General features: G+C 41.5%; 10 protein-coding genes and 3 rRNA genes. 11 read left to right on the forward strand and 2 right to left on the reverse strand.

Annotated elements, in window-relative coordinates; translation table 11 throughout:
* Positions 1 to 79: 79 nt before the first annotated feature.
* From pdxR to AC3KZC_RS01440, 3 genes are all read left to right on the forward strand, one after another.
* Complete coding sequence (gene pdxR / locus AC3KZC_RS01430; RefSeq protein WP_490578217.1) at positions 80 to 1,564, forward strand: MocR-like pyridoxine biosynthesis transcription factor PdxR; 1,485 nt, start codon at positions 80 to 82, stop codon at positions 1,562 to 1,564.
* Between the two features lie 41 nt (positions 1,565 to 1,605).
* Positions 1,606 to 2,058: a hypothetical protein gene (locus tag AC3KZC_RS01435; RefSeq protein WP_490578216.1), complete on the forward strand. Its 453-nt coding sequence runs from the start codon at positions 1,606 to 1,608 to the stop codon at positions 2,056 to 2,058.
* A gap of 114 nt (positions 2,059 to 2,172) precedes the next feature.
* A complete protein-coding gene (locus tag AC3KZC_RS01440) occupies positions 2,173 to 3,231 on the forward strand; it encodes a metalloprotease (RefSeq protein ID WP_490578215.1) in 1,059 nt (352 codons plus the stop codon).
* Positions 3,232 to 3,305: 74 nt separating this feature from the next.
* Here the strand turns inward: AC3KZC_RS01440 and AC3KZC_RS01445 are convergent, their stop codons facing one another.
* Positions 3,306 to 4,661, reverse strand: a complete 1,356-nt coding sequence (locus AC3KZC_RS01445; RefSeq protein WP_490578214.1) for an MBL fold metallo-hydrolase RNA specificity domain-containing protein — start codon at positions 4,659 to 4,661, stop codon at positions 3,306 to 3,308.
* 353 nt (positions 4,662 to 5,014) lie between these two features.
* Here AC3KZC_RS01445 and AC3KZC_RS01450 point away from each other — a divergent pair, with 353 nt between their 5' ends.
* Positions 5,015 to 5,236, forward strand: coding sequence for a hypothetical protein (locus AC3KZC_RS01450; protein WP_490578213.1), 222 nt, complete (start codon positions 5,015 to 5,017; stop codon positions 5,234 to 5,236).
* A 53-nt stretch (positions 5,237 to 5,289) separates the two neighbouring features.
* Here the strand turns inward: AC3KZC_RS01450 and AC3KZC_RS01455 are convergent, their stop codons facing one another.
* Positions 5,290 to 6,222 carry an AEC family transporter gene (locus AC3KZC_RS01455; protein WP_490578212.1) on the reverse strand — a complete coding sequence of 311 codons (933 nt, stop codon included), beginning with the start codon at positions 6,220 to 6,222 and terminating at the stop codon, positions 5,290 to 5,292.
* A gap of 451 nt (positions 6,223 to 6,673) precedes the next feature.
* On the opposite strand from AC3KZC_RS01455, the gene AC3KZC_RS01460 reads away from it, so the two are divergent.
* The 7 genes from AC3KZC_RS01460 (at position 6,674) to rrf (ending at position 21,401) form a co-directional block, all read left to right on the forward strand.
* Complete coding sequence (locus AC3KZC_RS01460) at positions 6,674 to 9,547, forward strand: TonB-dependent receptor domain-containing protein (protein WP_490578211.1); 2,874 nt, start codon at positions 6,674 to 6,676, stop codon at positions 9,545 to 9,547.
* Positions 9,548 to 10,377: 830 nt separating this feature from the next.
* Entirely contained in the window at positions 10,378 to 13,317 is a 2,940-nt protein-coding gene (locus AC3KZC_RS01465; RefSeq protein ID WP_490578210.1) for a TonB-dependent receptor domain-containing protein, read from the forward strand.
* Positions 13,318 to 13,376: 59 nt separating this feature from the next.
* Positions 13,377 to 15,344 carry an alpha/beta hydrolase family protein gene (locus tag AC3KZC_RS01470; RefSeq protein WP_490578209.1) on the forward strand — a complete coding sequence of 656 codons (1,968 nt, stop codon included), beginning with the start codon at positions 13,377 to 13,379 and terminating at the stop codon, positions 15,342 to 15,344.
* Positions 15,345 to 15,496: 152 nt separating this feature from the next.
* Positions 15,497 to 15,880 (forward strand): YacL family protein, encoded by a 384-nt coding sequence (locus tag AC3KZC_RS01475; protein WP_490578208.1) that lies wholly within the window; start codon positions 15,497 to 15,499, stop codon positions 15,878 to 15,880.
* A gap of 524 nt (positions 15,881 to 16,404) precedes the next feature.
* Positions 16,405 to 17,946: ribosomal RNA gene (locus tag AC3KZC_RS01480) — 16S ribosomal RNA — on the forward strand.
* A gap of 271 nt (positions 17,947 to 18,217) precedes the next feature.
* Positions 18,218 to 21,104: ribosomal RNA gene (locus tag AC3KZC_RS01485) — 23S ribosomal RNA — on the forward strand.
* A gap of 182 nt (positions 21,105 to 21,286) precedes the next feature.
* Positions 21,287 to 21,401, forward strand: a 5S ribosomal RNA gene (gene rrf, locus AC3KZC_RS01490).
* Together the 16S, 23S and 5S rRNA genes form the textbook arrangement of a ribosomal RNA operon.
* Positions 21,402 to 21,518 lie beyond the last annotated feature (117 nt).

The raw sequence follows: 21,518 nt of genomic DNA on the forward strand, positions 1-21,518 counted from the left end.
ATTCATTAGTAATGAGGCGATTATTTAATTATTCTGGTATAAGTTTAACAACCAGTTTTAAATAATTAACTAGACCAAAATGCACCCGCTAGAACTGACTTTAATACCATCATCAATCCCCAAATATTTACAGTTGGCGCAAGCGTTACGCGAGGCAATTAAAAGCGGCTTATTACAACCAAATGAAAAGTTGTGCTCTGCTCGTGAATTTGCCATTGCATTAAAAATGAACCGGCATACGGTTATGAATGCCCTAGCCGAATTGGTGGCTGAAGGCTGGTTAGTCTCGCAGCAGCGATCGGGTTATCGCGTTAATCATGCGCTGCCGATTGAGCAAAGTCGTGCAACAGCAAAGGCACATGCACTCAAAGTGCATCAATTTGAATTTGCTCGCCCTTTACCGTATCAAGTAATGCGCAAAATCACTGATTATCCGTATTGTTTTGCTGGCGGCTTGCCCGATTTAGCATTGTTTCCTTATCGAGAATTTCAGCGCTACTTAGTAAAGGCTAGCCAGCAAACAGAGCTAGCGTCGTTTCATTATGGCCAAACCGATGGAGCAAGCGAATTAAAACATCAAGTCAGTGAATATTTAAGGCGTGCAAGAGGTATAAAGCCGCATGCGAGTAAGCAAATTATGATCTGTAATGGCTCACAAGAGGCGTTGTTTTTAATTGCTAAAATCTTTATTAATCCAGGTGATAAGGTTGCTGTTGAAGCATTGGGTTACCCGCCGGCACGGGCTGCTTTTAAAGAGTGCGGCGCCAACCTCGTTGCAATAGCCCAAGACAGTGAAGGAATATGCGTTGATGATTTTGAACGGCAATTAAAGCTCGGTGGAATTAAATTAGTGTATTTAACGCCATTGCACCAATACCCAACGACGGTAACTTTATCGATTGTAAGACGAATGCAGCTGTATCAACTTGCTTGTGAGTATGGCGTGGTGATCATTGAAGATGATTACGATCATGAATTTCATTATGCCTGCCAGCCCTTGGTACCAATGGCAGCCGATGACCCTGCTTTACGTGTGATTTACCTTTCAACCTTTTCGAAGTTAATGTTTGCTGGTGCACGTATTGGTTATATGTATGCTGCATCTGAGGTTATTGCCCAGCTCTGTGGTCTTAAGCAAATTATTAACCATAAAAACGATATTATGATGCAGCAAGCGGTGGCTTTTTGGATGAAAGATGGCGCGTTTGAGCGCCACCTAAGGCGCATGACTAAGCTGTATCACAGTCGTTTAAATGCGATGGTCGCTGAACTTCAGCACTATCAAGTTTTGGGCTATCCGATTGAATTTACCATTCCCGATGGTGGTATGGCGCTTTGGATTAAGATTAATCGTTCTGTGGTCGGAGTAAAAGAGGCGCTTGCAGCACAAGGTCTGTATTTACAGAGCGAAGATGAGTTTGTGCTTGGTAAAGTTGATGAGCCAACTCACCTTAGGTTGGGGTTTGCTGGGCAAGATGAGCATAAAATGAAAGCGGGGATAAAACTAATGATGTGTTATTTATTTGATTATAGAACAACACCTTGTGTTCATAATGGGGTCTAAAGTATTATGACCCACTATTTTATTTAAGGACGAAGATAACAGTGAAGAATTATATAGCGGCTATTTTATCATTAGCTCTAGTGGGTTGCTCATCGGTTGATTATAGCCAAATAGAAAGAAGCACCGCGCAAGTAGATTATGTTTCACATGAGCGCTCGGGTGATAAATCAATTAATGTATCATTCAATTACGCGATTGATAATTTCTCAAACGTTGAAAACTTATATGGCTGCACACTGCATTATTTAACAAAAACTGGGTTTACAGTATTAATCGAAAAGCGAGGGTATTATCAAAAAGCGTGTGAGTTTAACGCAGCAAGCGGCCAAGCTACCATGCAATGGAAGATCTTCCTCAATGAAGATGATGAGTCGAAAATGAAAGAATTTACTCACCCCTTACAAGCTCAAATTAGGTTAACTCAGAAAACAGCGTCAAATAATCAACCTGCAACAATCATCGGCAGCTCTGCACTTTTTGTTATCAGTAAATAATATCGTCGTAAAGTGCTTAGGTGAGTAGCGATACTCACTTTGCGCGGCAAAACATTTCTCTTCCTCTTAATAATCCAGTTACAATAGCGCACCAACAAAAATGTGCTGTATATCATGAAACAATTACAACTTGAGATGTTTGGCCAAGCGCTACGCATTGAATTTTATCCTGATTTTACTCAAAAAATATTTGCCAATAGTGAATTAAAAAGTGAAGTGGCCGCTGCGGCCGACACGTTAGTGACGCATCAATTTTCTGTTGAACATCAAGGGCAAGACCATGATGTTGCTATGGTATTACAACCTGATTTTGACAATGACACAGTTAAAATGCAGTTGTCGGTTAATGGTGAATATGTTGAAGGAGTGCAATATCCTCTGATTAATGTCACAGGTGATTCTGCTACAGCAAAAAGAGGTTGGTTTGGCCTTGCGGCGCTGGGTTTTAAGTTGTTCAAAAGTGCCAAAGTGATTAAAGCAGCCTTGGCTGGCGCGTCGATAGCCGGTTATGCCTGGTTATTTACCCTTGAATTTGCGTTAGTGCTGGTAGCGTGTTTAGTGGTACATGAATACGGTCATGTGCGAGCGATGAAGTATTTTGGTATTAAAACTAAAGGGATTTATCTGATCCCATTTGTCGGTGGGCTTGCGGTTTCGGACGAAAAAATTACCACTCGTTGGCAAGATGTGGTGATTTCAATAATGGGTCCGGTATTTGGCTTGTTTATGTCGATATTGTGTTTGGTGTTGTATTACGCCACTGATCTTGAGCTTTTTGCTGGTGCTGCGGTATTGAGTGCTTTACTTAATTTATTCAACTTGTTGCCTATGCTGCCGCTTGATGGTGGTCACGTCCTTAAAAGTATTAGTTTTTCGATGCGCTCTTGGATTGGTTTATCGGTGTGTTTAGCGGGTGTAGCACTGGGGCTTTGGATATCGTACGTCTTTGGCTTAACGCTACTAGTATTCTTTTTGTTTTTAGGAGCACTTGAAGTGGTATTTGAGTGGCGCCAGCGTCATTTTTCACATTTGGTTCCTTTAGATACTTATGGTCGGGTGTTTTCGGCAGTGTGGTATTGCGTGGTAGTAGCGGGACACATTGCGATTATTTATCACTTTGCTGATTCACAAAGTGCCATTTTATCGTTACCGATGAAAATATTATCAAGTTAACGTGAGTGTTCAGTCTTTGTTGATGCTTTTAAAAAACAACGCAGCCTAAGCTGCGTTGTTATTTTTTGGGGCTGTTATAATTCTACTTCTTGCAGATACTCTGCAACGCAAGCTTCAATTCCTAGTTGCTCTTCTAAATGACAGCGCATGGTATCGCTAGCTGTTGGCTCGCCATGGGTAATGAATATTTTTTTTGGTAATTGCTCAGCTTGCTTGAGCCAATCAATAATATCTTGATAATCGCCATGAGCTGAAAAGTTATCAAGCGCCAAAATTTCAGCTTTTACCGGCACATATTCGCCATGCAGCTTGATACGTGTTGCGCCATTGACTAGCGCTTCACCACGAGTTCCCGCAGCTTGAAAGCCTAAAAATGCGACCGTATTTTTATCGTTAGGCAGTAAATTTTTTAAGTGATGTAAAACACGGCCTCCGGTTGCCATGCCACTGGCTGAAATAATAATTGCAGGCATCACTTTGCTGATCAGCAGGGTCGATTGCTCCATAGTTTTCACATATTCAGTGCCATCATCAATCGCCTTGCATTGCTCTGCGGTTAGTTTGTGTTCTTTATTAAAGTGGTTATAAACGCTGGTGGCTTTAATCGCCATGGGGCTATTGAGATAAACAGGAATATTAGGAATAAGCGCTGCTTGTTTTAATTCTTGAATTAAATGCAGCATCAGCTGTGCTCGGCCAACGGCAAAAGCAGGCATTAAAAAAATACCACCGCGTTTAAGCGTTGCGTTAATCGCATTGGCTAAAAACTCGAGGCTATCAATTGGGTGGTGGCGACGGTCGCCATAAGTGGATTCAACCACCAAGGTATTACAGGCAGGGATTGGCTCGGGTGCGTGCATAATGATGTCATCATGGCGGCCTAAGTCTCCGCTAAATATAATATTATCTTGCTGATTGCTCAGCTCAACAGTCGAAGCACCTAGAATATGCCCGGCGTGGCGCAGTGTTAAAAATACCCCATCGGCTATTTCGGTATGTTGGTGAAAATCAACGGGAGTAAAAAGATTTAAACAGGCCTTAGCATCATCAACAGTGTACAAAGGCTCTGCAGGATGGTGTTTGCTAAAGCGATTGTCATTGGCGTATTTTGCATCTTCTTCTTGTAAGTAACCGGCATCGGGTAACAGTATTTCACATAACTTAAAGGTGCCGTGAGAGCAAAAAATAGCACCACGATAGCCATTTTTGTACAGTACTGGTAGATAACCAGAATGATCAATGTGTGCATGCGTAAGCACAATGGCATCAATTTGGCTTTCATCAATTGGCAGCTTGGCCCAATTGCGTTCACGGTAATTTTTGACACCTTGGTAGAGCCCGCTATCGATTAAAATGGTTTTATTATTAATGTTAAGTAGATATTTTGAACCAGTCACTGTGCCTGCAGCACCTAAGAAACGTAATTGCATAAGTAAGACTCCTGTTTTTAATAGCATAACGGGTTATTGGGGAGGAGGGATTGATTTTGCGCAATAAGTGGGCAGGTTAGAGTCGTGTATTTGACTAAAAAATTAAAATATTGACTAAATATGCGCGTTAAATTTTTATTTTTATTATTATCCTATTGTTTTTAAACACATGTTTTTTTGGCACAAAATGTGTAGAGTTTAAATATGAAAAACAAAATGTAACTTAGTAGCAAGTTACTTTATTATCTAACCTCAGTTCTGGATAAGAGATTTATTATCCCGTATTTAGGTTATCTAACACGATTTGAGCTTGATGCTCGTAGAGTTAACAAAAAAATTAATAAGAGGTAGTTATGTCAAGACAAGGTTCAGGCGGTAATGTAATCGCAGCAATTTGTAATATATTTTTCCCTGGTCTTGGCCAGCTAGTACAAGGTCGTATTTTACCCGCCCTTATTTTTGCAATCATTGCATTTGGTGGTTATGCGCTGTGGTTTTTGATTGTGCCGCCCATTATTGGTGCTATCGCACATTTATGGGCAATCATTGATGCGGCCAAATTTAAAGCCGATTAGGCTGCAAAAAAACGCGCTATCACAGCGCGTTTTTTGTATGTTTAATTAACTGTTTAGCTTGGCAATAAAATACTGAGCCACACACTAAAGCCAATAACACTTAATAAGGTCGAAAGTACCACGGTACTTGCCAATGTCGCTTGATGTTGGCCAATTTGATTGGCAACTAAATACGCATTTACCCCTAAAGGTGCCGCACTGAGTAGCACGACGATTGCCAATTGATCTTGAGGTAGTGCCATCACAAAGCGGCCAAAAGCAAAGACTAGCGCGGGTAAAATAGCAATTTTAATTACGCTTGCCAGCAAAGCTTGCTGCCAATCTTCACTCATTCGATAAAACGCCAAATTTGCACCCAATACAAACAATGCGCAGGCAATTGCAGGCTGTGCCAGCAATTCAATACCACGAGCTAAGTCGTTCAATAAGGTAATACCGAGCATATTGATGATTAAGCCTGATGTGATACTCATCACCACAGGGTTTAACAACATGGTCTTGGCAAATTGACGCCAAGAAAAAGCGTGATCTTGCCCTTTGGCACTCAACAGAAAAGTTAATGCAAATAAGAGCGCACTATGAAACGTAATAATCATAAAGACATTGCCTATGATTGTTTTGCCCATAGCGGCAATAATAATCGGCAAACCGACTAATACCGTATTGGAGTAGCTGCAACCTAGTGCGTATACCGCATGCGATGATGCTTTATAAGGTTGCTTTCTAAATACGTACCGATCAATTACCGCACCGAGTAGAAAAATAATTAACACCGGTATATAAAAAGCCCAAAGCGTATCAGCATTAAAGCTTTGCGCTAAGTCTGCTTGCGCCATATTTAGAAATAAAAATGCGGGCACACAGATATAAAAAGTAAATTTACTGAGACCTGCAATGTGTATTTGATCTAAAAACTGGGTTTTTGCCGCGCTATAACCGAATAACACAATAAAAATCAATGGGAAAACAATAGAAAATACACTCATAGATGGCTCATTGGTCTTGGGGAGCCTTATTATGACTGATTGCATGCGCACAATTACACTCTTAATTACCGATATTTTCCCTCTTTGTAAATCACATGTTTATGCAATGTTTGTTTAGGATTTTTTTAAGTTAGGGGTTCGTTACGATTACTATTTTTAAAGGTTCAAACCCTATTGTAAACAAGTGTAAATGATAAATTTGGTTGTTAAATTAAGTGGTGGTTATTATCTTTTTATTCACATATGCAATGCTTTGAATTTAAGGTTAATTAAGAATTTCCTTGTTAAAAAGTAATCACTTGTTATTTTTTTGTTTATAAACAGTGATTTATGTTGTTCTTTTTTATATTCACAAATGTGGTAAAAAAGAGCCGTTAGTAAGCCTTGAGCATATTTATTCATATTTACTAAACAAAAAACAACGAGTTCAAATTACTTCAGGGAAATCATTTTGAAAAAATTTAGTTTATTAGCAATGGGGGTTAAAACCGCATTGTGTGTTGGAGCTTTTGGAAGCTTTGGCGTTATGGCCGCAGATCAAGCGGCAACAGAAGATAAAGTTGAACGTATTGAGATTACCGGTTCAAAAATCAAGCGTTTAAGTTCTGAAGCTCCAACACCGGTTGTTGTAATTGGCCGAGTTGAATTAGAAAACGCTGGTGTGAGCAATGTAAATGACTTTTTAGCAGAGTTGCCATCAGCAGAGGTTGGCTTAAGCCCTGAAAATTCAAACAATACAATTTATGCTAACGGATTAAATACGACTGATTTACGTGGTTTAGGCAGTTCAAGAACGCTCGTACTGGTCAATGGTCGTCGTTTTATTGGTGGCCAAGCAGGTGGCAACTCAGTTGATTTAAACAACATTGCGACTTCTTTTATTGATCGTATTGAAATCTCTACTGGTGGTGCGTCTGCTGTGTATGGCGCTGATGCTGTAGCGGGTGTGGTAAACATCATTACACGTAAATCATTTGAAGGTGTTGAAGTTGATGTATCAACGACGAATCCTTTAGAGGGGGCAGGTGAACAAACATTTGGTTCAATCACTTTTGGTAAAGAGTATGGTAGCGGTGGTTTTATTATTAACTACGATTATGCTGACCAAAAGCAAATGGCACGTTCTGATAAATCTTGGTACATGGATAACCCACTAACTACGATTGCTAATCCGGCAGATACAAGCGGTAGTGATGGTATTCCTGGTCGTATTATTTTGAACCAGCAAACACATTACGGTTTATATGATGAGTCGAGTGAGTTCTTATTAGGCGCTAATCAGTGGACATTTGATGAAGCGGGTAACTTACGCCCGTTTAATCATGGTGATGGTTTATTGCCTAAAGGTGGATTACCTGGTGCGGCTAAAAACTGGTATTACACGGGTGAATTTGGTGATGGGATAGCCTATGCTGCCGATCAGTTCTTTCGCACACCATTGACGCGCCATACTGTTAACTTTGCAGGTCACCAGACTTTTGCAGAAGATCACGATGTGAGTGTTGATTTTACCTATGCAAAAAATGAAGCGTTTGGACAAAGCACGCCAATTTTTTTCAGAAGCATTAAAATTAACCGTGATAATGCATTCATCAAAAATGATTTAGCAAAATTAATGGACGACGCTGGAGTTAAAAGTATTTCAATGCGTCGCTTAAGCGATGATTTTGGTCCGCGTATTTATAATCAAAAGCGTGAAACTATTCGAGCATCAATAGGGTTTGATGGTGCAATTACTGATAACTGGACATATTCGGCATACCTACAACATGGTGAGTTAACACAAGATACGTCTTGGTACGGCGAAGTGTTAATGGCAAATGTTAACAAGGGCTTTGATGCAGTTAACTTTGAAGGCAATGTAGTATGTGCTGAGCGTGATGCTAAAGGTAATGTGATTGGTGCTGTTGAAGGGTGTGTGCCGTTAAATGTATTGGGTAAATACCCGTTAAGCCAAGCACAATTAGATTATCATTCAACAGTTGCAACAGCCGAACAAGGTCATAAACAAACGAGTTACGGTGCAACGGTAACAGGTGATGTATTTGAACTACCAGCTGGTTTTGTGCAAGCAGCCTTTAGTTATGATTGGCGTAAAGAAAGTGCCTATGAAACACCCGATAATAAAATTCAAGGTGGTTTAGTCTTTGGTAACTCAGGTTTACCTTATGAAGGTGAGTTAACAGTAAAAGAATACGCAACTGAAGTATTGGTACCGGTATTTGCTGATCAATTCTTAGCGCAAGAGGTCAATGTTGAGTTTGCCTACCGCTATATGGATTACAGCTCTACAGGCACAGATAGCGCTTATAAATTAGGTCTGACATGGCAAGTAAATGACGATGTGCGTTTTCGTGTAGCCAAAGCGCAATCGGTTCGTGCGCCTAACGTAGGTGAGCTATATTCGTCAGTTGGAACGCAGTTTGCCAGCCGTGCAGAATCATGTGCCGCAGACTCAATCGCCAAAGAAGATCAATATAAAGAGCAAGTAACACGTAACTGTGCTGCCGATAATATTCCTGTCGGTTGGACGCCATCAGAAGATTGGCGCTCAGGTGGTTCATTACAAGGCAGCACCGGTGGTAACATTGGACTTGGTAATGAAGTATCAAAAGACATCACATTTGGTGTTGTTTATACCCCAAGCTTTATTGAAAACTTTGAAATTACTGCAGATTATTGGAGCTTTGAAATTGAAGATGCAATTAGCTTCTACGATTATGAAAGCGCAATGCAAAACTGCTATCGCTCTGAAAGCTTAGTTAATCCATTTTGTGGCAAATTTACCCGTGATCCAAATACGCATGAAGTGACTGATTATTTAGAAACATCACTTAATGCTGCGGTTGAGAAATTAAGCGGTGTTGATATTGAATCGGTTTATAAATTCGATACAACATTTGGTCAATTTGGTTTTAAATTAGTTGCAACATATTTAGAAAACCGCGAGCGTAACCCGACGGGTAATGCAGAAGATAACCGTGTTCACACTGGTGAAGAAGCGCGTCCTCGTTGGAGAGCTCGTTTTAATACGAGTTATACTTTAGATGATTTACGCGTTGTTTTAGTTGCAAACTATCGCCACAGCACAGTGATGGATCGTAATGATTGGTCGATTGAAGATCATGATTATAACGATATTCCGTCATACACTACGTTTGATTTAAGTAGTACTTATAACTTAAATGACAATGTTAATTTACGTTTAGGTGTGCAAAATCTAGCCGATAGAACAACACCATATCATCCAGCAGCTTTCACCGATGGCGCTTATTATGATGTGATTGGTCGCCGCATTACAGCGGGTGTCAACGTTAAGTTTTAATTTATAACTAACACAAATGCCGCTCACCTGAGCGGCTTTTTTATGCGTGTAAGCTTTTTCGTTCAACATCACCATCAATAAGTTCTGGATAAAAATATTACTAATATATTAATTTAAAAGTAGAGTGCTAGCTGTATTTCACCGTTCAAAAACTTCAGCGATAGTAAGGTAGATTGGTGGTACCTCAAGATCTGCTCATTGTAAGTTAATCTAAACGTTGTTAACGCTTAAAATTAAAGCAATCAAGTCTTTAAGTTGCATATCTTTTGTGCTTTAAAGCAATCACCTTCGTTTTGATATGTTAATGCTGATTGTATTTTAAAGTCGCTAAATACTCGCTAATTATCAAAGTTACGGGCACCTCATTTACGTAAAAATATTCCCGCTAAGTACGTATTTATAAGTGATGGCTTTATTGTATTCCCCTTATTTAGAGCAACTTTTTGTTTTAATATTATAGCTATGCAATATTTTGCATATTTATGCAGGTTTTTGGGTGAAAGCTGTTTTTTAATCTTCAGTCAAAGTGTTATAGGCTAAATAATTCATAAGTTACTGTAAATGAATGTAAATGATAATTGATTTGTAAATTTTTATTTGTATTGTTGCTTTTTTCTGTATTAATTCTAACGCCATAAAATACAGGTTAAACTTCCAATTTTAAATTTAAAATGTGAATTTTGTTAATCGCTTGTTATTTTTGTTGTGGTAAGCGGCTCTTTTTTATCTCCCTGAATATGATAAAAAAGAAGAGTTAGTAATTCTTATACATAATTATTCATATTTGCTAACAAAAAATAACAATATTTAGATACTTCAGGGAAATCATTTTGAAAAAATTAAATTTATTAGCAGTCGGTATAAAAACCGCATTGCTTGCAAGTGCTGTAGGTGGTTTTAACGCTTATGCAGAAGACGCAACCACAACTGCAGATGCAAAAAAAACAGAGCGTATTCAGGTAACAGGGTCAAGGATCCGTACTGATAGTTTTGGCAGTGATGTACCGATTGACATCATTACTGTTGATGATGCGATGAAAGAAGGTATTAAATCTTTAGGTGACCTATTAAGAACGAGTACTGCCGCAGCAGGTTCAAACCAAGTTACTGCAGCGTTATCGGTTGGTTATGTAACTGCTGGTGGTAAAGGCACTGAAACAGCAGCTCTTCGTGGTTTGGGAGCTTCACGTACACTTGTTTTACTTAATGGTCGTCGTGCTGGACCTGCTGGTACTCGTGGTCAAGTCCAAGCGTTTGACTTAAATACTATCCCTCTGTCTACGATACAAAGCGTTGAAATTTTAAAAGATGGCGCATCATCACTTTATGGTTCAGACGCTGTTGCGGGTGTAATTAATATTATCACTAAGAAAGGTGATGAAAAATCAGTGACTGTTGATTTAAGTCAACCTCTAGAGTCGGGTGGCGAAGAGCAGCGCATAAATGCCTCTTACGGCAAAGAGTTCGAAAAAGGTTCATTTCGTGTTACCGCTGATTATAAAATTCAAAAAGAATTAAAGCGTGGCGATCGTGACTTCCTTGCCTGTAGTGAGCGTTTATTATCATATCCTGATGGCACATCAGCTGATCCAATTAACCCTAGAACTGGCAAGCCGCAATGTAATGAGTCAGGCTATGGTATTTGGGTTTATGGTGCAGGCGCATCAAATGTTGTTGGAAGTGGCCCTAATTTAGCGTTTGACTATGACGGATTTTTTGCAAAAAATGGTTACGCTAACTACAACTCAACGGCAACTGGACCGAAAGATGTAAGAACTCCTGATGGTTGGTACCCAGTTTCATACGATAAAGAAAGTGATGGTTGGTGGGATCTAGATCACCCGTTTCGTGATAACGAAACAATGGGCCCTGAAAATAAAACATGGACTGTATATGCTCAAGGTGATTATGAGTTAACTGATACTATCGGTGCATATGCTGAGTTAATTCATAGCTCTCGTACTTCAACAGATACGGCTTATCGTCAATTTTGGATAGGTGATATTGGAGCTCAACCTGCAAGTTATTTTGATGGTTTTAGCGGTAACGCATATTTAATGCCTGTGGCACTTTCAGATCATTATGGTTCAGAAACAACAGTCGATTATACCCGTGCTGTTATTGGCTTTGAAGGTAGTATCGGTTTTTGGGATTGGGATGTTTCTTACCAAAACAGTTATAATGATGGGCAGTACAAGAATAAAATCTTTTATCGCGATTCATTATTAATGTCTCAATCAAATCTAGCTAACGGTGTTAACTGTAGTGGTGAAGTAACCGAGTTTTCAAACAAAACATGTGTTGACATCAATTGGATGGATCCACAGTTTTTAACAGGAAACCCATCAGCTGAAGTTAGAGATTTTATTTTTGGTAATGATGTTGGTAATACTATATATAAACAACAAACTCTTGATGCATATATTACAGGTGACTTATTCGAATTACCTGCAGGTGCAGTCGGTTCTGCTTTCGGTTTAGCTATCCAAAAAGATGAGATAGATGACACACCTGGTGAGCATACAATCAATGGTAACTCTTGGGGTTTAACAGGTGCAGGACGCACAGCAGGTTCTCAAGTATCTCGTGCTGTTTATGGCGAAGTCCGAATCCCTCTGGTTTCTGATGTATTTTTAGTTAATTCTTTAAATATGACAGCGTCGGCTCGTTGGACTGATGTATCGACCTATGGTAACGATACAACATTTAAGCTTGGTCTTAATTGGTCTATTATCGACGGTTTCAGTATTCGTGCAAATCGTGGTACTTCATTCCGTTCACCAGCTCTTTATGAGCTGTATTTGGCAGATCAAAGTGGCTTCGGTGGTCAAACATCTATTGACCCTTGTTTAGATTGGTCGGCAGAGCTTGCAGCTGGTAACATCACTGATTTACGTGCGCAAAACTGTCAAAATGATGGTATTCCTGCAAGTTATACTACCCCAGGTAGTTCGGCTACCATTTATACAAGTGGTGGTGCGGGACGCTTATCTGCAGAAACTGCAGTTAATGAAACCATTGGTTTTGTGTGGACTAGCCCAGAAGATACATTCGCAGCATCGATAGATTATTACAACATTGCAATATCTGATGAGGTTACAAGCTTATCAGGTGGCCAAATTACATCACGTTGTTATGATTCTTTAGATTTTGCTAACGAGCCATTATGTGCTCTATTTACTCGTCGTACTGGTCAAAATGGCGACTGGGGTGTTGATGTCGTTAATAGTGGTTATGTGAATGTTGCAAGTCAAATAGCTCGAGGCATTGACTATAACTTCACTTATCAAGATAACTTCGATTTTGGTTCAATTCGCTTCAGACTAGAGCATACAATGCAGATCGAGCGCAAATATAAAGTGTTCGAAGATAGCGTTGAAAATAATGAAGTGGGTGAGTTAGGAGATCCTAAGCATGTTGGTAATGCTTCGTTAACCTATTCATACGAGGACTATAGCTTAACTTGGACCGCTCGTTATGTTGATTCAACTAATAATTATGAATATAACAATGACTCGAATGAGACAACTTACCGTGGTGAAACAGTAACTGTTATTCGTGAGACACCATGGGTTACTTATCATTCATTATCGGGTTCAGCTAAATATGACAACGGTATTGATGTGACTGTAGGTGTTGCAAATTTATTTGATAAAGAGCCTCCGATAGTATCAAGCAGCGGTACATTGAATGTAGGTAATGCAGCTCTTTATTCGCAGTATGACCGTGTTGGTCGTCGTTTATTTGCTAACTTAACTTACAAATTCTAATAAATGTAATAAAAAATAAAGCTCTCACTATGTGAGGGCTTTTTTTTTAAGGAAAAAAAATGAAAGCACGTTTAGTTTTATTTATAGTTATTGCATTTCTGGTTTTTGATATTAAAGCATTTAGTATTAAAAACTCTGTTTTAGAAGCATACGCTAAGCATGATCAATATATAGATATCAAAATTTCACCCAGTGGGCAGTATTTAGCGTCAACGTCTAGAAATGAAGAGGGGGTGGTCAGCCTCACTGTATTAGATTTAACAAAAAATAAAATAGCGTCTGTCACTCGAGGTAAGGGGAAAGAGTCTGTCAGTAGCTTTGGGTGGCTTAACGATGAGCGTTTGTTACTAACCATGGCAAGGGAAGTTGGTTCGTTGGAAAAACCTATGCAAACTGGTGAATTGATTGCTATGAATGCTGATGGCAGTAAAATGGTTTTCCTTACAGGCCCTCGATCTGAGCATAAAGAAGGTGGTTTTTCTGCTTTGGTCGATATTTTACCTAATGAGCCAGATCAGGTGCTGATTTATAATGTTTCTTGGTTTTCATCAGAGCCATTTTTAGATTTATATCGCATGAAAGTAACAAATGGACGAAAACGCTCACTTGGTAGAGTGCCTTTAAAGGCTTATCGAGGTAGTAATGTTGGCGTGTTTGCTAATAAAGAAGGTGAAGTCCTCGCTGCCCAAGGAATAGATCCGAATAAAAATAATAAAATTATACTTATCGCTCGCGAGACAGTTGACGAGCCATGGAAGACTATTCTTGAAAAGGACGAAGATGAAGGAAGTTTCAGTCCACTTTATTTTTTAGATGATGGCATTACCTTGGTTGGTATCAGTACTCTTGAAACTGATACTAAGGCAATGGCGACATTGAATATAAAAACAAAAGAACACACCATTCTACTTAGTCACGAAAAGGCTGATCTATCGCCAATAATAAGTATCATTAATGGCAAAGCGGGAGAGCTAATTGGTGCTTCATATCAATATGATAAATTGGGTTATTTTTTTCTAGATTCAGTCACTGATAAGGCTAATCAGTCTGTAATTAAAAGTTTGCTGAGCTCATTTGAAGGACAGTCAGTGAGTGTGACTTCGGCAACAAAAAACAATGCATCAATGGTAATAAAGACTGAATCATCAAACTATCCCTCATCATTTTATTTATTTGATAACGTAAATAGAAAACTGAGTGTATTGACCCCATCTACTCCTTGGCTGACTCAAGATATTATTCCAACTACTGAATTGATTACGTACAGGAGCCGGGATGGACTTGAAATTACAGGTCTATTAACTTTACCGCAGGGAAAGAAAAAAGATTTGCCGCTTATTCTAATGCCTCATGGTGGGCCTCATGGTGTTAAAGATGAAATAATGCAAATGAATAATGGAAATAAAGATGCAAAAGTCTTAGCTAATCATGGGTATGCTGTTTTTCAACCTAATTTTAGAGGGTCGGGTGGGTTTGGTAAAAGCTTCCTAGCGAAAGGGTATCGTAAGTGGGGTACTGATATGATCCATGATATGACAGATGGTGTTAATTTTTTAATTGAAAAGGGTGTCGCAAATAAAGGCCGCTTGTGTGTCTATGGTGCATCCTATGGAGGTTATGCTGCTTTACAAAGTGTAATCAATGAACCTGATATGTATAAATGTAGTGTTGGATTTGTCGGTGTTTATGATTTAGATATGATGTTTACGGATGGAGATATTCCAGAAAACCAATCAGGAATCAACTTTTTAAATAAAGTTCTACCTATAGGTGAAGACCGAGTAGCTCAAACGCCAGTAAACAATGTCGATAAAATTAAAGTGCCAGTATTTATTATTCAAGGAGAGAATGATGAGCGTGTACCAAAAGAGCATGCCTTCAAGTTGCGAGATGCTTTGAAAGCAAAAGGGCATTCATACCAATGGATGATGAAGGAAGGCGAAGGGCATGGTTTTTATAAGCCAGAAAATAATATTGAACGCTGGCAAGAAATTTTGAAGTTTTTTGATAAGTATTTAGGTCAATAATAATGTACTCTAAATTGAAAAATTAAATCTATAGTCAAGAAAGCTCAAATCTTAATTTCGATTAAGTTTGAGCTTTAAATTTTACTTTTATATAGACTCTGATCCGTTAGCATTATCCGCTATACTCCTCGCTAATTTTTAAGGGGGAGATTATGGAATACCAATTTGTACGCGATCCAATTTTTGGTTTTCGCGCTAAGTTTAATGACGAGCAGGCTTTGTTTGGCCGCTGGTTAACTGAAGAAATTAATACCCACCCTGAGAAACTAAACCAGTTGCTGATGTTAATCACACAGGCAAGAACTCTCCAGCAAGATGAAGTACAATTATTAGGTCAAGAAGTAACATTAACATTGAGCTCTGCAGAAGCATTATTAGAAGCAAATGTGTTACACCATCAAAATGACGACCTATTACAATACCAAGATGATGCCCTCATGCTTGATGACGATGGATTAATGGCAGTATGCGGCTATGAAGATTTTGTTGCCCTTATACAAGCTTGGTGTGAGTTTATACGTTTTAAGCATCAATAAATATAACTTACCCACAGCTTTTTGTGAGTAAGTTGAGGGTAAGGTGGTGTTAAGTCTGTATGACTAACTAAGTGAAATAAATCGTAAATTTATGCAAAATAACGCTTGCCAAAAAAGTTAGCCGCCCTATAATGCGACCCCACTGAGACGGCAGACAGCAACGCTTAGCGAGGCAAGAGTCGACTCACAGAGTTAGATAAAACTTAGTTTGGTTTTGAAAGAAATTTAAAATTAAGTGTTGACTTGAAAAGTGAAACGTTTATTATGGCGCTCCACTTCGCAGCAAGCTCCTAGAGTTAGCGCTGCAACGTTCTTTAACAATTTAAGCAATCATCTGTGTGGGCACTCGTACAGGTTGAGTTCTAACAGCTAAGTTACTTCGGTAGCAAAGCAAAAAATTTAGAGTCTCAATAATGAATGAGTGGCTATACAGTCAATTTGATTTCACTTTCTCTTTTTATTAAGAATTGTGGAAACAAAAATCAGAATTCATTGAGCTGAACCGCAAGGTTCAAAAAAACTTTTAATTGAAGAGTTTGATCATGGCTCAGATTGAACGCTGGCGGCAGGCCTAACACATGCAAGTCGAGCGGCAGCACAAGGGAGTTTACTCCTGAGGTGGCGAGCGGCGGACGGGTGAGTAATGCTTGGGAACATGCCTTTAGGTGGGGGACAACAGTTGGAAACGACTGCTAATACCGCATGATGTCTACGGACCAAAGTGGGGGACCTTCGGGCCTCACGCCTAAAGATTGGCCCAAGTGGGATTAGCTAGTTGGTGAGGTAATGGCTCACCAAGGCGACGATCCCTAGCTGGTTTGAGAGGATGATCAGCCACACTGGAACTGAGACACGGTCCAGACTCCTACGGGAGGCAGCAGTGGGGAATATTGCACAATGGGCGAAAGCCTGATGCAGCCATGCCGCGTGTGTGAAGAAGGCCTTCGGGTTGTAAAGCACTTTCAGTCAGGAGGAAAGGGTGTGTTTTAATAGAGCATATCTGTGACGTTACTGACAGAAGAAGCACCGGCTAACTCCGTGCCAGCAGCCGCGGTAATACGGAGGGTGCGAGCGTTAATCGGAATTACTGGGCGTAAAGCGTACGCAGGCGGTTGATTAAGCGAGATGTGAAAGCCCCGGGCTCAACCTGGGAACTGCATTTCGAACTGGTCAACTAGAGTGTGATAGAGGGTGGTAGAATTTCAGGTGTAGCGGTGAAATGCGTAGAGATCTGAAGGAATACCGATGGCGAAGGCAGCCACCTGGGTCAACACTGACGCTCATGTACGAAAGCGTGGGGAGCAAACAGGATTAGATACCCTGGTAGTCCACGCCGTAAACGATGTCTACTAGAAGCTGGGGTCCTCGGACAACTTTTTCAAAGCTAACGCATTAAGTAGACCGCCTGGGGAGTACGGCCGCAAGGTTAAAACTCAAATGAATTGACGGGGGCCCGCACAAGCGGTGGAGCATGTGGTTTAATTCGATGCAACGCGAAGAACCTTACCTACACTTGACATCCAGAGAAATCGCTAGAGATAGCTTTGTGCCTTCGGGAACTCTGAGACAGGTGCTGCATGGCTGTCGTCAGCTCGTGTTGTGAGATGTTGGGTTAAGTCCCGCAACGAGCGCAACCCCTATCCTTAGTTGCCAGCGAGTAATGTCGGGAACTCTAAGGAGACTGCCGGTGATAAACCGGAGGAAGGTGGGGACGACGTCAAGTCATCATGGCCCTTACGTGTAGGGCTACACACGTGCTACAATGGCGAGTACAGAGGGCAGCAAGCTGGCGACAGTGAGCGAATCCCTTAAAGCTCGTCGTAGTCCGGATTGGAGTCTGCAACTCGACTCCATGAAGTCGGAATCGCTAGTAATCGCAAATCAGAATGTTGCGGTGAATACGTTCCCGGGCCTTGTACACACCGCCCGTCACACCATGGGAGTGGGTTGCACCAGAAGTAGCTAGCTTAACCTTCGGGAGGGCGGTTACCACGGTGTGATTCATGACTGGGGTGAAGTCGTAACAAGGTAGCCCTAGGGGAACCTGGGGCTGGATCACCTCCTTATCACGATTTAGAACTGATTTGTTCGTAGTGTCCACACAGATGATTGTTAGTTAAATGGCTTAGGCTGTTTAATTAATATTGCTCTTTAAAAATTTGGAAAGCTGATAGAAAAAATTCTTTGAATCGAAAGATTTAAAAGAGTTTTCAAAAGTAAAATTATGCCATTTGCATCGAAAGATGTGATTGGTGTCTACTTTAGTATTCAATATTTAACTTCTGGCGAAGTTTAAATCAGTCCTTTATGTATAACTCAAACTATTTTGGGTTGTATGGTTAAGTGACTAAGCGTACACGGTGGATGCCTTGGCAGTTGGAGGCGATGAAGGACGTATTAACTTGCGATAAGCCTAGTCAAGCTAGTAAAAAGCGCTTGAGACTAGGATTTCCGAATGGGGAAACCCACCTATTTATAGGTATCATATGGTGAATACATAGCCATATGAGGCGAACGCGGAGAACTGAAACATCTAAGTACCCGTAGGAAAAGAAATCAACCGAGATTCCGGAAGTAGCGGCGAGCGAAACCGGAGCAGCCCTTAAGTTTATTTGTGATTAGTGGAATGTTCTGGAAAGGACAGCGGCACAGGGTGATAGCCCCGTACATGAAAATCTATAGTAAATGAAATCGAGTAGGTCGGGACACGTGTTATCTTGACTGAATATGGGGGGACCATCCTCCAAGGCTAAATACTCCCAACTGACCGATAGTGAACCAGTACCGTGAGGGAAAGGCGAAAAGAACCCCTGTGAGGGGAGTGAAATAGAACCTGAAACCGTGTACGTACAAGCAGTAGGAGCACCTTCGTGGTGTGACTGCGTACCTTTTGTATAATGGGTCAGCGACTTATATTTTGTAGCGAGGTTAACCAATTAGGGGAGCCGTAGGGAAACCGAGTCTTAACTGGGCGTATAGTTGCAAGGTATAGACCCGAAACCCGGTGATCTAGCCATGGGCAGGTTGAAGGTTGAGTAACATCAACTGGAGGACCGAACCCACTAACGTTGAAAAGTTAGGGGATGACTTGTGGCTAGGAGTGAAAGGCTAATCAAACCGGGAGATAGCTGGTTCTCCCCGAAATCTATTTAGGTAGAGCCTCGGACGAATACTTACGGGGGTAGAGCACTGTTAAGGCTAGGGGGTCATCCCGACTTACCAACCCTTTGCAAACTCCGAATACCGTAAAGTACTATCCGGGAGACACACGGCGGGTGCTAACGTCCGTCGTGAAGAGGGAAACAACCCAGAGCGCCATCTAAGGTCCCAAAGTGTATGTTAAGTGGGAAACGATGTGGAAAGGCCCAGACAGCCAGGAGGTTGGCTTAGAAGCAGCCATCCTTTAAAGAAAGCGTAATAGCTCACTGGTCGAGTCGGTCTGCGCGGAAGATGTAACGGGGCTAAACATACCACCGAAGATGCGCCTGCGTACTTTGTATGCGGGGTAGGGGAGCGTTCTGTAAGCCGTTGAAGGTGATCCGAGAGGGTTGCTGGAGGTATCAGAAGTGCGAATGCTGACATAAGTAACGATAATGGGAGTGAAAAACTCCCACGCCGGAAGACCAAGGGTTCCTATCCCATGTTAATCAGGGTAGGGTGAGTCGACCCCTAAGGCGAGGCGGAAACGCGTAGTCGATGGGAAACGGGTTAATATTCCCGTACTCGACATGAATGCGATGGGGAGACGGAGCAGGCTAGGCAGGCATGGCGTTGGTTGTCCATGTGAAAGTAAGTAGGTTGGAGACTTAGGTAAATCCGGGTTTCCTTAAGACTGAGATACGAGACGAGCTACTACGGTAGTGAAGTTGTTGATGCCATACTTCCAGGAAAATCCTCTAAGCTTCAGTTCATGTGGAATCGTACCCCAAACCGACACAGGTGGTCAGGTAGAGAATACTAAGGCGCTTGAGAGAACTCGGGTGAAGGAACTAGGCAAAATAGTACCGTAACTTCGGGAGAAGGTACGCTGCTGACGGTGAAGGGACTTGCTCCCGGAGCTGTTGGCAGTCACAGTAACCAGGTGGCTGGAACTGTTTATTAAAAACACAGCACTGTGCAAAATCGCAAGATGACGTATACGGTGTGACGCCTGCCCGGTGCCGGAAGGTTAATTGATGGGGTTAGCGGCAACGCGAAGCTCTTGATCGAAGCCCCGGTAAACGGCGGCCGTAACTATAACGGTCCTAAGGTAGCGAAATTCCTTGTCGGGTAAGTTCCGACCTGCACGAATGGCGTAATCATGGCCACGCTGTCTCCACCCGAGACTCAGTGAAATTGAATTTGCGGTGAAGATGCCGTATACCCGCGGCTAGACGGAAAGACCCCGTGAACCTTTACTATAGCTTGGCACTGAACATTGAACCTACATGTGTAGGATAGGTGGGAGACTTAGAAGCAGGAACGCTAGTTCTTGTGGAGTCGTCCTTGAAATACCACCCTTGTAGTTTTGATGTTCTAACGTAGGTCCCTAATCGGGATTGCGGACAGTGCCTGGTGGGTAGTTTGACTGGGGCGGTCTCCTCCTAAAGAGTAACGGAGGAGCACGAAGGTTTGCTAAGTACGGTCGGACATCGTACGGTTAGTGTAATGGTAGAAGCAAGCTTAACTGCGAGACGGACAAGTCGAGCAGGTACGAAAGTAGGTCATAGTGATCCGGTGGTTCTGAATGGAAGGGCCATCGCTCAACGGATAAAAGGTACTCCGGGGATAACAGGCTGATACCGCCCAAGAGTTCATATCGACGGCGGTGTTTGGCACCTCGATGTCGGCTCATCACATCCTGGGGCTGAAGTCGGTCCCAAGGGTATGGCTGTTCGCCATTTAAAGTGGTACGCGAGCTGGGTTTAGAACGTCGTGAGACAGTTCGGTCCCTATCTGCCGTGGGCGTTTGAGAATTGAGAGGGGTTGCTCCTAGTACGAGAGGACCGGAGTGAACGAACCGCTGGTGTTCGGGTTGTCATGCCAATGGCACTGCCCGGTAGCTACGTTCGGAATCGATAAGCGCTGAAAGCATCTAAGCGCGAAGCGAGCCTCGAGATGAGTTCTCACTAGAGCTATAAGCTCTCTGAAGGGCCGTTGGAGACTACAACGTTGATAGGTTGGGTGTGGAAGCGCTGTGAGGCGTTAAGCTAACCAATACTAATTACCCGTGAGGCTTAACCATACAACGCCAAAGTGGTTTGTATGAAGCACTGATGAATAGCAAGAAGTTAGATAGCACTGAAGTAGACAAATTGAATATCAGCCTTCCGAATTTATGGTTCTGAATTTATCAACACCTTCCATGGCGTTGACCCTAACGGGCCGCACTAAAGTGCGTTAAATTTTGTTCCAGACAAAATTTTGCTTGGTGACAATAGCGTTTTGGACCCACCTGATCCCATTCCGAACTCAGTAGTGAAACGAAACAGCGCCGATGGTAGTGTGGGGTTACCCATGTGAGAGTAGGACATCGCCAGGCTCCTAATAAGAGAAACCCGTTGCAGCAATGCAGCGGGTTTTTTGCTATGTGCGTTTTAAATTATCAGAGTTAAGTTACATTTTATGTTTTTATTTAATTTTGGTTGAATTATAGCCT

The organism is Pseudoalteromonas sp. J2K-J031, from assembly GCF_058197095.2.

Coding starts and splice junctions, on each gene's coding strand:
- AC3KZC_RS01455 (WP_490578212.1), bottom strand. CDS start 6,222: ATGAGTGTATTTTCTATTGTTTTCCCATTGATTTTTATTGTGTTATTC.
- AC3KZC_RS01450 (WP_490578213.1), top strand. CDS start 5,015: ATGTCAAGACAAGGTTCAGGCGGTAATGTAATCGCAGCAATTTGTAAT.
- AC3KZC_RS01440 (WP_490578215.1), top strand. CDS start 2,173: ATGAAACAATTACAACTTGAGATGTTTGGCCAAGCGCTACGCATTGAA.
- pdxR (WP_490578217.1), top strand. CDS start 80: ATGCACCCGCTAGAACTGACTTTAATACCATCATCAATCCCCAAATAT.
- AC3KZC_RS01470 (WP_490578209.1), top strand. CDS start 13,377: ATGAAAGCACGTTTAGTTTTATTTATAGTTATTGCATTTCTGGTTTTT.
- AC3KZC_RS01445 (WP_490578214.1), bottom strand. CDS start 4,661: ATGCAATTACGTTTCTTAGGTGCTGCAGGCACAGTGACTGGTTCAAAA.
- AC3KZC_RS01475 (WP_490578208.1), top strand. CDS start 15,497: ATGGAATACCAATTTGTACGCGATCCAATTTTTGGTTTTCGCGCTAAG.